We start from the raw sequence: 13,982 nt of genomic DNA, 5'->3' as shown, positions 1-13,982 counted from the left end.
ATGATCTTTTTTAAAGATAGAAGATTTTATTTACATTTATTCCCCATTTTTTATGTAATAGAAATATTTTTTTATTTTTATTATTTTATTTTATACAGTTTATACTTTTTAATAAAATAATTTTTTATTATAAATTGTATTAACTAGTATTTGTCACTTAAGAGGTACATGTACTACATGAATCACACTGAAACTACATTTTTTGCTCTTGGTTTAAATTCTCAAATAATTCAAGCATTAAATGAAATGGGATATGTAAAACCTTCTCCTATTCAATTAGCTTGCATTCCTCATTTATTACTAGGTAAAGATGTATTAGGGATGGCCCAAACAGGTAGTGGAAAAACCGCTGCTTTTTCGTTACCTTTACTAAATAATATTAAATTAGCTTTAAAAGCTCCTCAAATTTTAGTTTTAGCTCCGACTAGAGAATTAGCTGTTCAAGTCGCTAAAGCTTTTTCAGGTTTTTCAAAATATATACCTGGTATACAAGTATTGGCACTATACGGTGGACAAAGATATGAATTACAATTAAGGGCACTTCGTCAAGGGCCTCAAATCGTTGTAGGCACCCCAGGTCGTTTATTAGATCATTTAAAAAGAGGAACTTTAAATCTTTCTAATTTACATGGATTAGTCTTAGATGAAGCTGATGAAATGTTACGAATGGGATTTATAGAAGATGTAGAAACCATAATGGCTGAAATTCCAGCATGTCATCAAACGGCATTATTTTCTGCTACTATGCCCGATGTTATTCGTCGTATTTCACGTAGATTTATGAAAGAACCTCAAGAAGTACGTATTCAATCTAATGTTACTACTCGTCCTGATATTAAACAAAGTTATTGGATGGTATATGGTCGTAAAACAGATGCTTTAATACGTTTTTTAGAGGTAGAAGATTTTTCTGCAACTATTATTTTTGTAAGAACCAAAAATGCAACTTTGGAAGTATCAGAAGCTTTAGAAAGAAATGGATATAATAGTGCTGCATTAAATGGAGATATGAATCAATCTCTTCGTGAACAAACGTTAGAAAGATTAAAAAATGGACGTTTAGATATTTTAATAGCTACTGATGTTGCAGCTCGTGGATTAGACGTAGACCGTATCAGTTTTGTAATTAATTATGATATTCCGATGGATGCCGAATCGTATGTTCATAGAATCGGTCGTACCGGTAGGGCGGGTAGAGCTGGTAAAGCATTATTATTTGTTGAACACAGAGAACGTCGTTTATTAAGAAACATAGAACGTATAATAAAATTAAGTATAAAAGAAGTAATGTTACCCAAAGCAGAATTATTAAGCCAACGTCGCCTTGAGAAATTTTCTAAAATAGTAGAGCAACAATTAGAAAGTAAAGATTTAAATGATTATCGCGCTTTGTTATCTAAAATACAACCAGAAAAAAAATTAGACATGGAAAATTTAGCAGCAGCGTTATTAAAAATGGCTCAAGGAGAACGACCTTTAATTATTAAACCAGATATTCAAATACGAAAACATAATATCTTGAATGCTTATGAAAATCGTCAGTACAATGATGTTAAAATTAATAAAGTACGTCGTGAACGTCGAGGGGATATGGTTAAAGACCTTGATTTATATCGAATTGATGTAGGTCGTGACGATGGAGTAGAGGTACGACATATAGTAGGTGCTATTGCTAATGAAGGTAATATTAGCAGTCGTCAGATTGGTAATATAAAACTTTTTGCTTCTTATTCTATGATTGAATTACCTTATGGGATGTCTCAAGATTTATTAAAACGTTTAATGCGTACTCGTATTCTCAATAAAAATATTAATTTAAAACTATTGTGTCGTAATAATTATGGTTCTTTCAATAAAAAAAATACACGAACTAGCGATCGTTCAGATACGCGTAGATGCAATGAACATTATCAAAATTCTAGAGGAATTCGTCGAGACAATAAAAACTTTACCACCTCTCGTCGTCGTCATGTTTAATTAATATTTAAATTTTATTTATGCCACTTTGTGGCATATTTTTTAAAACAAAATTAATTTTAATTAAATATATGTAAATATTTTTTACAGATTAATAACTATTATTTAGTATAACTGCATTATACTGTATTTTCTAGCACTAAAGCTTCTATTTCAATCTTTACATTGTTAGGTAGCGCTGATACTTGTACGCATGATCTAGCTGGAAATATAACTTGTTGGTGAGTTAAAAAAAAATTTTTATAAACTTTATTTACAGTATTTAAGTCATTCATATTAGTTAAAAAAATTGTTGTTTTGATGATATTTTTTATTGTTAAATTAGCAGCTTCTATTATTGATTTGATATTTTTTAAAGTTATTATTGTTTGTTGAGTAATATCATTTGTTATTTTTTCGCATTTTACATCTATAGGTATTTGTCCTGATAAAATAAGTAATCTTCCTATTTTAATAGCTTGAGAATATGGTCCTATTGGTTGAGGAGCTTTTTTAGTATTAATTGGAATTAACATATTTATCCTTAATTTTATTTTGCTAATATCTCATATTTAAAAGAAATATAATACGTTATTTTAGGTTTGTCTACTTTTGTATATATAAAATATGGAATCAATTTTATTGATTGATATTTATTTCATAGTAATTAATCTATTAATTTTATTAACATGAATGTTTATTAGTATAAAATTATTTTTATATTTTTTATAACATAAAAATGATAGAGATAGCATATAACTACTATAGTTAGTTTTGATAACTAAGTTTGTTAATATTGTTGATTACCTATATAGAGTATGTATATCGTTGGATATAGGTTCTTATATGTTTTTAAATTGTATATTTAGTATTATATTCTTACTAAATATTAATTGAATATTGGAAATTATAGTATAAAATATATATAAAATATATATATCTATTTTAAATATAAATCTATATCTCAGTATATATTATTTTTCATAAGAAATAGTATATTTACACTGTAAAAATATTAATATTGTTTACTAGAATATACATTTAATTTTATTACATAAAATTTTATATTATAATCATTCTAATAATTTGACATTAATTTTATTTTTTTATTTTTTTAAGATATAAAAATTAAGAGTAATGTTTATTTTGCAGTTTCTATCAACATGATATCAATCAATACATCATATATCTTTATATTGTACATAAAATATAGTAAGGAATTAGTAGTTAATATTGTATCAAATATTAAATAAAATATATTTTTTTAATCATGTATTAATTAATAAAATTTAGTTTGATCCTATATTTATTATATAAATGATTTATCAAGACAGTTCTTTTTAAATATGATTATTTTATTTATCAATATTTTATTGACATTTTATTACTAATAAAAATCAAGTATGTTACTTAATGATATTAAGTAATTTTTTAAAAAATATTTCCAAATATTTTTATAGTAATAAAATTAGTGTATAATTAAATTGGAATTTATTTTTATAAAATATTGTTATAGTGAATTTTTATTTTTATGATATTACGAATATAGTTTATTTTTTTATATTATTTATTATGCCCTTAAGTTGTCAAAATTTTTCTTATATTTATAATACCAAAAAAATTTTATTCTTGATTTAATAATAAAATAGCTATTGCTAATTATAATATTTTTATTAAAGATGAAATCATTAGTGCTTTAATAGTATGTAATTTATTTTCAGATTGTTCAAAAATAGTACTAGAATGTTCTTCAAAAATTGAATTAGTAATTTCTAATCCATTATGTAAATTAAATTTTTCTAATATTTTTTTACCGATAATAGTATTATTATCATGAAAAGCAGGTAAACAGTGTAGTATTTTTACATTTTTATTTTTTGTTAATAAAATCATAGAATCATTTATTTGGTATTTTTTTAATAATTCAATTCTTTTTGTCCATAATTTATTTGATTCTCCCATAGATACCCAAACATCGGTGTATATAAAATCTACATTTTTCACACCTTTTGCAATATTTTCAGTACATATAATTTTACCTTTATTTTCTATTGATTTTAATTGACATTGAGATAATAATTGACGATTAGGCCAATATTTTTTAGGTGCCACTATTCTTAAATCAAAACCTATAATTGCTGCCGCTTCAAGTATGGTGTTAGCAATGTTATTGCTTGCATCGCCGACATAAGCACAACTGATTTCGTTTATTTTTCTATTTTTAATTATTTCTTGCATAGTTAACAAGTCTGCCAACAATTGAGTAGGATGAAATTGATCTGTCAATCCATTCCATACAGGAATTTTAGAAAATTTTGCTAAATTATTTATTACATTATGGTCATGACCCCTATATTCTATTCCATCATACAGGCGACTCAATACTTTTGCTGTATCTACAATAGATTCTTTATATCCCAGATGTGTATTACCAGGACCTAAATAAGTTACATGTGCCCCTTGATCAAAAGCCGCCACTTCAAAAGCACATCTGGTTCTGGTTGATTCTTTTTCAAAAATTAAGACAATATTTTTTCCTTTTAAATATTTTATTTCTTGTTGATCTTTTTTTAATTTTTTTAATTTCTTAGCAAAATTAATTAAATATTGTATTTCTGAGTTATGAAAATCTAATAACCTGAGAAAATGATGTTTATATAATGTTAACATAAATAATACCCGATTTTATTAAAAATAAATGGTTAGTTAATTATTCGATATATTAGTTTTATAGATTTTATTTTATTTAATTTATAATTTAGTTTTTTTTAAAAAACATGTCATTTAACATTGTTTATTTAAATAAAATCTTAAATAATAGTTTTTATTAGTAGTTTTATTCTCTAAAAATATTTTTTTAATTTAAAGATATGGAGATAGTTACATATTTTATTTGTAAATATATTAATTGTAGTATAAATTTTAGGTAATAGGTGTGATATATGCAATATTAATGTTAAATTAATATTTAATTTAAAATTTTAATGTTCAAAAAATTATTTTTTTTTATGTATAATACACTAAATAAATATTTTATTTATTCATAATTATTAAATATATATAAAGATATATATTTGATCAACTCATTTTAAATATTATTAAATGTAATTTCGGTATTAAATGGGTTTTATCTTTTTTAAAAAAAAGACATTAGCTTGGGTAGATTCTTAAAAAAATCAGTCATTATATTTTAATAATATAATATATCTTATGATGATGTATTTAGGTTGATATTATGAAATTCCATATAAATTATATAAGCATAGAAAAATTAAAAAATGAATGTCTTATCGTAGGTGTATTTGAGAATAAAAAACCATCATTTTCCGCTCAAAAGTTAGATGAAATTAGTCAAGGATATATTAATAAATTTATTATGTCTGGAGAATTAGATGGCAAAATAAATCAATCACTATTATTGTATCATGTACCGTATATTTTTTCTGAACGAATTTTATTGATTGGATGTGGTAAAGAATCAGAATTTGATGAAAGAAGATATAGGACAGTTATAATTAATAGTATCAATATTTTAAAAAATACGTCTTCTACAGAAGTGGTATTCTTTTTAAATGATTTATGTGTTAAAAATAAAAATATGTATTGGAAAATTAGAGTAGCCCTAGAGGTTATTGATAGTGCTATGTATAATTTTAATTTATTAAAAAGTGGAATAAAAAAAGAAAATATTTTACTTCATAACATATTTTTTAATGTATATAAGAAATCAGAAATTATTTCTGGAGAAGTTGCAATAAAACATGGTGTAATTATTAATCAAGGAATCAGGTTAGCAAAAGATATTGCTAATTTACCACCGAATATTTGTACTCCAAGTTATTTAGCAGTAAAATCGCAAAATTTAGTACAAAAATATAGTAAAAAGATTATATTAAAAATAATAGATGAAAAAGAACTTAAAATTTTAGGAATGAATGCTTATTTATGTGTCAGTCAAGGTTCAAAAAATAAACCTTATATGTCTGTGATTAAATATAATGGGAATTATGATACAACAAAAAAATCTATTGTTTTAATTGGTAAAGGAGTGACTTTTGATTCTGGTGGTATTTCTATTAAGCCTTCTCGATTAATGGATGAAATGAAATATGATATGTCTGGTTCTGCTGTTGTCTACGGTATTATGCATATAGTATCTCAGCTGAAATTACCGTTAAATGTTGTTGGTATTTTAGCTGGATGTGAAAATATGCCCGGAGGTAATGCATGTCGTCCCGGAGATATAGTGACGACCATGTCGGGGAAAACTGTAGAGATTTTAGATACAGACGCCGAAGGTCGTTTAATATTATGTGATGTACTTACTTATGTAGAAAAATTTAATCCAAGTATAGTCATTGATATAGCTACTTTAACTGGAGCATGTATAGTAGCATTAGGTCATTATGTCAGTGGTTTATTCTCTAATGATGATACTCTTGCTAATGATATATACCATGCTGGTGAAGAGGTAAATGACAAAGTATGGCGTTTACCTATGTTGCTTGAATATTATGATGATTTAGTTTCTAATTTTGCTGATTTTTCTAATGTTGGTTCTAGATCAGCAGGAGCAATAACTGCAGCTTGTTTTTTATCTCATTTTACAAAAAAGTATCATTGGGCTCATATAGATATAGCAGGAACTAGTTGGAAATCTGGAAAAGAAAAAGGATCAACAGGACGACCTATTTTATTATTATCTCAATTTTTATTGAATAAATCTGGTTTAAATTTAAATAATTAAGATTAAATTATTATTTAATAAACATTATATATAATACTTAATATTATTTACTTCATTATATATTTTATTATTTGATGATGATTAAAAAAATCATTTATAGTTGTATGATGATGTTTTATATATAAGATATTATATTTCTTCGTATTTCATACTGAGTGAATATCTATTTTTTAAAAAATAAATATGAAAAAAAATTTTGATCCGCAAGAAATTGAAAAAAGATTGTATTGTTTTTGGGAAAAAAATGGTTTTTTTAAATCCAATAATAAATCTAATAAAAAAAATTTCTGTATTGTTATTCCACCTCCTAATATTACTGGTAGTTTGCATATGGGTCATGCTTTTCAGCAAACAATTATGGATATTTTAATTCGTTATCACCGAATGCAAGGTGAAAATACATTATGGCAAGTTGGTACTGATCATGCTGGAATTGCTACACAAGCGATAGTTGAAAAGAATCTTATTCTAAAAGAAGGAAAAAATCGTAAGGAATATACCAGACAAGAGTTTATAAAAAAGATATGGGACTGGAAACAACAATACGGTAAAAAAATAATTAATCAAATGCGTAGATTAGGTAATTCTGTTGATTGGGAACGTGAGCGTTTTACTTTAGATCCAGATATGTCTAATGCAGTAACAGAAGCATTTATTATGCTTTATAAAGATCATTTAATTTATAGAAAAAAAAGATTAGTTAATTGGGATCCTGCTATTCAAACTGTGATTTCTGATTTAGAAGTAGAAAATCGTCTTACAGAAAGCTTTAAATGGTATATAAAATATCCTTTATTAGAGGATTGTTCTTCTTGTTATGATAAAAAATATTTAATAGTAGCTACTACTCGTCCAGAAACTTTATTGGGAGATGTAGCTTTAGCGGTAAATCCTAAAGATAGACGATATTCTCGATTATCAGGGAAACATGTTTTAGTACCATTAAGTAATCGTGTTATACCTATTATTTTTGATGAACACGCCGATTTAGAAAAGGATACTGGATGTGTTAAAATTACCCCCGCTCATGATTTTGATGATTATCAAGTTGGATTAAGACATAATTTACCAATGATAAATATTTTAACAATTGATGGAAGAATAAGAGATATTCCTGAAATTTATAATAGTGATAGCATACTTAACACTTTTGATTGTATCTTAATTCCTGAAAAATTTAAGAATTTAGATCGTTTTGTTGCAAGGGAAAAAATAATATATGAAATAAAATTACTAGGCTTACTAGAAAAAGTAATACCACATGTCAACATGATACCTTATGGAGATCGAAGTGGTGGTATTATTGAACCTATGTTAACTAATCAATGGTATTTGCGTGTTTCACGGTTAGCCCCAATGGCTATAAAAGCAGTAAAGGAAGGTATTATTACTTTTATTCCCAAACAATATAATAATCTGTATTTTTCTTGGATGAAAGAAATTCAAGATTGGTGTATTTCTAGACAGTTGTGGTGGGGTCACCGTATTCCTATTTGGTATGATAAGCATGAGAATGTTTATTTAGGGAGAAACGAGATTGAAGTGCGTAAACAGTATTCTATAGATACAGATATTAAATTAGAGCAAGAAGAAGATGTACTGGACACTTGGTTTTCTTCTAGTTTATGGACATTTTCTACTTTAGGTTGGCCAAGTAAAAATAAGTTTTTAGAACTATTCCATCCAACTAATGTATTAGTAAGTGGTTTTGATATTATATTTTTTTGGATTGCTCGAATGATAATGTTAACTATGTATTTTATAAAAGATAAAAATGGACAACCTGAAGTTCCATTTAAAACTGTATACATAACAGGTTTAATTCGAGATGAAAATGGAATGAAAATGTCGAAATCAAAAGGGAATGTTATTGATCCAATAGATATGATAGATGGAATTACCTTAGAAGCATTAATTAAAAAATGTACTAAAAATGCATTAAAACCAAATTTAGAAAAAATAATAAAAGAAGGAATACAAAACAAATTCCCTAATGGTATAATTGCTACCGGTACTGATGCAGTTCGTTTTACTTTTTCTGCTCTTGCTTCAACGACAAGAGATATTATTTGGGATATGAATAGATTAAAAGGATATCGAAATTTTTGTAACAAATTATGGAATGCCAGTCGTTTTATTTTAATGAATGTAAAGTATGAAGAAGTAATAATAAAAAAAACATTTCATGAATTATCATTAGCTGATCAGTGGATTACATTAGAATTTAATAATACAGTAAAAATATATCGACATGCTTTAGATACTTACCGATTTGATCATGCTGCTAATATATTATATGATTTTTTATGGTATAAATTCTGTGATTGGTATTTAGAATTTGCTAAAATTTTAATAAATCATGATGATTCCATATATTTAACAGGAGTAAAATGTACTTTGGTTAATATATTAGAATCTTTATTACGATTAGCTCATCCTATTATTCCATTTATTACTGAAGAAATTTGGCAACGTATTAAATTATTAACTAATATTAAAGATAAAAGTATTATGATACAAAAATTCCCTGAGTATAACATTAATTTAATTAATAAATCGGTGATCCATGATATGGAATGGATTCAAAATGCTGTCATAGCAATACGTAATATTCGTTTATCTATAAATGTTTCTTCAAAAAAATCAATTCCTATTTTATTTTATAATATAAACTCTACAGTAAAAAGAATTATTCAATTATATGGCATTTATTTAAAATTGTTAACTAATTTAAAAAGTATTACAATTTTATCATCTAATGAAAAAGTTCCATTTTCCGTCACGAAATTAATAGATGGTGCAGAAATATTAGTTCCAATGTCTGGATTAATAGATAAAAATTTAGAAATTAGTCGTTTATATAAAGAACTGAATAAAATTAAATTAAATCTACAACGATTAGAAGTAAAATTATCTAACAAGAAATTTATGATGTTAGCACCGTTAGATATTATTAAAAAAGATAAATTAACTGTAATTAAATTAACTGATATGAAAGTCAAACTAATTAAAAAAATTAAATTAATATCAGATTACAGAGAATAATATTTTAGTTTTTTCATGTTTTTTAATAATTGATGTGATGTATGCGTTAGCGTGACTATTAGATCATTAAGGATCTATATACTTAACAAGTAAATTTTTATTTATATAAAAATAAATTTTAAATAGTTTATATTTAGATTTAATAGTAATTTATTAGGAATATTTCATATGTCGGTTTTATACAATCGCATTGCTAATGATGTTTTAAAAAAGCGTATGTTGTTGGATACTGAAAAACGTATAACAATATCATTTTATAAATATTGTAAAATAAATTCTCCTAAAAATTTTAGAGATATGTTGTATATAGGTTTGATTCGATTAAATATTCTTGGAAGAGTCTATATCTCTACAGAAGGTATTAATGCACAAGTCAGTATCCCTATTCAATTTTATTCTGCAATGAAATCATATTTAAAAAATATACACCTTGATTTTAATAATTTAAGATTTAATAAAGCATTAGATGATAAGAAATCTTTTTGGGTATTAACCATTAAAGTGAGAAAAAGAATTGTATCAGATGGGATTGATAATAATATAAAATTTGATCCGAACCGTGTTGGTATATATTTAAAATCAGTTAAAGTTAACAAAATGTTATGTGATAAAAATGTGATATTCGTTGATATGCGTAATAAATACGAATATGAAGTCGGTCATTTTAAAGGAGCGATACCAATACCCGCCAATACTTTTCGTGATCAATTTAAAATAATGATTAATTTACTTAAAGATTATAAAGATAAAAAAATTGTTATGTACTGTACAGGTGGAATTCGTTGTGAAAAAGCTACTTTTTGGATGAAATATAATGGTTTTATGAACATATATCATATTGATGGTGGTATTATAGGATATTGTCATGATGCTAAAAAAAATCAAGTCCCAATATTGTTTCAAGGAAAGAATTTTGTTTTTGATGCGCGTTTAGGAGAACGGATTTCTGATGATGTAATATCCTATTGCCATTATTGTGGGGTAAAATGCGATGTCCATATCAATTGTAGATATAGTTTATGTCATACCCTATTGATTCAATGTGTTCGATGTAGTGAAAAATTTAAAAGTTGTTGTTCAGAGCAATGTTTAAATAATTTAATATTAATAAAACAAAATAGAAATTAAAAATATTTAATTTTTTGAAAATTAATATCAAGATATTGATAATATGTGTTTTGGTATAAAAATTACTTTACTTCCATAAAATATATTATAATTTTATATAAAATCGTTAATATTTTTAAACATTTCATTTTTGTATTATTTAAATTTCATTTTTATTTGTTTAGTTGATCTAAACTAAGTTAATATTTTATATCTCATAATATTCAATATTGTATATTTAAAAAATATGAATCAATGTTTATAAGTTTAAAAGATGTAAAAAATAGAATGCTATTCTGTGTTATGAAAAAATTAATTATCTAATATTAAAAATTTTTTAGACACTGATGTTTAAAAGTTTTATAAAATAAGTTATTTTTATCATTATCTTATACTGCTATTTTAGTAGCATTTTTTTTTGGGATAAGATATATAATGTAATTAATAAAAAAATTTAAGATAAAATTTAGTATGATATATTTACCTTCTTTAAGTTATAAAGATACATCTTTATACTTTTTATTTTTTAAAAAATGCTTAAATTGGTTAAAAATTTTCATTAAGATAGTTTTTAAATAATTATAAAAATTATTATTGATATTTATATATATGAATTAGTAGTTTTTGGATAGAAGTGGTTTTACGGGAAGTATTGGTTTTATAATTAATTGGTGCATTATATTTAGTCGATTTATATGAATTGTAAAATATTAGTAAATAATTTAAACAAAAAATTAATATTTTTTATAAAATAGGAAAAATTTAGATTTTTCCTATTTAAAATTAATAGATTTTTATTTTTTAGACAGTTTTCTTACTATTTTTATTTTTATTTTATTGAAATATTAAAAAATAAAGTGCCTTATTTATTTAGATTTGATATATATTATATCCCTTTATGTTAGAATTTTAACTTATGATAATGATATGATTTCAGGAATAGTGTCAAGATAATTAGAAAAGTAGTTCAATATTAGAAAACCGTTAGAATTTAAATTTAAATTACAGTTAAAGAGATATAAAAAAGAATTAAGTATAGCTATAATTAATTCTATTAATATAGAAGAATTTTAGAAAATTTTGAAATATAGTTTATACCAGTTATACAGTTATAAGTTATAATTCAGCAGAGATCCTATCTATAGGGAGAAAAAATCTATAGCTTATTATAAAATCTTAAGTATTTATCCGTTAACTGAAAAAATGATTATTTTAGATAATTTAAATGTTTTAAAATACTATCTCTGTACTTTTATTTTTTTAAAAAAATTCATGTTATGTTTGGGATTGGAACTAAATTAACGTATAACATTCCTAAAATAAAATTGTTAAATGTTGTAATGTAATTTATTAAATACAATGGTAAATCTTTGGATAAAGTATCTAATGGTTAAGAAAATACCTGGATTAGATAAAAAATTTATGTATACATTGTGTAAAGATTTTAATGTAGATTAAAATAATTTTATTAATAAAAAATATATTAAAGTAAGAAATAAAAACTATTTGTATCAACTTTAATCTTTTTTAATATAGAAAATATTAAATTTTACAAAATTATAGTAACATAACTGTTATACTTTAGATTATGAATAATCTATGAATTGATATTCTTTAGAATTATTTTAGTTTTTTATAAAATTTTTTTAAAAATTTAATTTTAAATCATACATGATGCCGTTATGAAAGAATTGATTAATATGGTACCTATATTAAATTTGTATCTTAATCGTATTAAGATAAATAGTATCATTAGTATTCAGGGATGGATAAGAAGTAGAAGAGATTCAAAATCTGGAATATCATTTCTTAATGTTTATGATGGATCTTATTTTTGTTCGATACAAGTAGTGGCTAATTGTAATTTATCTAATTATAAAGAGGAAATATTACGTTTAACAGCAGGTTGTTCTGTTATTATCACCGGTCTTTTGATTTTATCAGCTGGGAAAGGACAAAAATATGAAATTCAGGCCACGAAAGTTGAAGTTATTGGTTGGATTAATGATCCTAAAAGTTATCCTATTTCAGCAAAAAAACATACTGTAGAATATTTAAGAGATTTTACTCATTTAAGACCTCGTACTAATTTTATTGGAGCTATTACTAGAATTAGACATACTTTAATAAAATCATTACATAGATTTTTTGATGAAAAAGGATATTATTTAGTATCTACGCCAATTATAACAGAAATAAATGCTGAAGGAGCTGGGGAAATGTTTAGAGTATCTACATTAGATATGAAAAATATTTCTAAAAAAGATGCTACTGACTTTAGTAAAGATTTTTTTGAAAAAGAGACTTTTTTAACTGTATCTGGACAACTAACTTTAGAAACTTATGCTTGTGCTTTATCTAAGGTATACACTCTTGGACCTACTTTTCGTGCAGAAAATTCAAATACTAGTCGACATCTAGCAGAATTTTGGATGTTAGAAGTAGAAACATCTTTTTTTAATTTACAAGACATTTGTATATTATCTGAAAAAATGTTGAAATATGTTGTATCAGTTGTTTTAAAAGAATGTGAACCAGATATTATTTTTTTTAAAAAATTTTATGATGATAATATCATAACGAGATTAAAAAATTTTTTAGAAAATGATTTTTTTAAAGTTGATTATAAAGATGTGATAACTATTTTACTTAAATCAAACATTAAATTTAAAAAATCTATTTTTTTAGGAGTAGATTTATCTGCTGACCATGAACGATATATTGTAGAAAAATATTTTAAAAAACCTGTCATAGTTATGAATTATCCTAAAGAAATAAAAGCATTTTATATGCGTTTAAATGATGATCAAAAAACAGTATCAGCAATGGATTTATTATTACCTGGAATTGGAGAAATAATAGGTGGTTCAGAAAGAGAAGAAAGAATTGAAATTTTAGATAAACGATTGTCAGAGTTAGGATTAAAAAATAAAAATTATTGGTGGTATCGTGATTTGAGACGTTACGGTACAGTTCCTCATGCAGGTTTTGGATTAGGAATAGAGCGTTTGATTATGTATATTACAGGAATAAAAAATATAAAAGATACGATTCCTTTTCCAAGAACTGTACGTCATGCTAATTGTTAATTAATAGAAATATTCTAATAAAAAATATTGAACAAATA

General features: G+C 24.2%; 7 protein-coding genes. 5 read left to right on the top strand and 2 right to left on the bottom strand.

Features of this window, described 5'->3' with window-relative positions:
- Positions 1 to 177: 177 nt before the first annotated feature.
- The gene (locus AB4W65_RS01595; RefSeq protein ID WP_367673423.1) at positions 178 to 1,977 is read left to right on the top strand and encodes a DEAD/DEAH family ATP-dependent RNA helicase; all 1,800 of its coding nucleotides are present in this window, start codon (positions 178 to 180) and stop codon (positions 1,975 to 1,977) included.
- 119 nt (positions 1,978 to 2,096) lie between these two features.
- Here the strand turns inward: AB4W65_RS01595 and AB4W65_RS01590 are convergent, their stop codons facing one another.
- Together AB4W65_RS01590 and argF are read right to left on the bottom strand one after the other, a co-directional pair.
- A complete protein-coding gene (locus AB4W65_RS01590) occupies positions 2,097 to 2,492 on the bottom strand; it encodes a Rid family detoxifying hydrolase (protein WP_367673422.1) in 396 nt (131 codons plus the stop codon).
- 1,123 nt (positions 2,493 to 3,615) lie between these two features.
- Positions 3,616 to 4,626: an ornithine carbamoyltransferase gene (gene argF, locus AB4W65_RS01585; protein WP_367673421.1), complete on the bottom strand. Its 1,011-nt coding sequence runs from the start codon at positions 4,624 to 4,626 to the stop codon at positions 3,616 to 3,618.
- A 565-nt stretch (positions 4,627 to 5,191) separates the two neighbouring features.
- On the opposite strand from argF, the gene AB4W65_RS01580 reads away from it, so the two are divergent.
- From AB4W65_RS01580 to asnS, 4 genes are all read left to right on the top strand, one after another.
- Entirely contained in the window at positions 5,192 to 6,703 is a 1,512-nt protein-coding gene (locus AB4W65_RS01580) for a leucyl aminopeptidase (RefSeq protein WP_367673420.1), read from the top strand.
- Between the two features lie 183 nt (positions 6,704 to 6,886).
- Complete coding sequence (locus AB4W65_RS01575) at positions 6,887 to 9,748, top strand: valine--tRNA ligase (protein WP_367673419.1); 2,862 nt, start codon at positions 6,887 to 6,889, stop codon at positions 9,746 to 9,748.
- A gap of 168 nt (positions 9,749 to 9,916) precedes the next feature.
- On the top strand, positions 9,917 to 10,876 hold the full coding sequence (locus AB4W65_RS01570) for a rhodanese-related sulfurtransferase (protein ID WP_367673418.1): 960 nt from the start codon (positions 9,917 to 9,919) through the stop codon (positions 10,874 to 10,876).
- A gap of 1,673 nt (positions 10,877 to 12,549) precedes the next feature.
- Positions 12,550 to 13,944: an asparagine--tRNA ligase gene (gene asnS / locus AB4W65_RS01565; RefSeq protein WP_367673828.1), complete on the top strand. Its 1,395-nt coding sequence runs from the start codon at positions 12,550 to 12,552 to the stop codon at positions 13,942 to 13,944.
- Positions 13,945 to 13,982 lie beyond the last annotated feature (38 nt).

This window comes from Buchnera aphidicola (Pemphigus populi) (assembly GCF_964058935.1).
Taxonomy (GTDB): domain Bacteria; phylum Pseudomonadota; class Gammaproteobacteria; order Enterobacterales; family Enterobacteriaceae; genus Buchnera_C; species Buchnera_C aphidicola_D.
The sequence above is the reverse complement of the archived record's forward strand: the minus strand, read 5'-3'. Positions and strand labels throughout refer to the sequence as shown.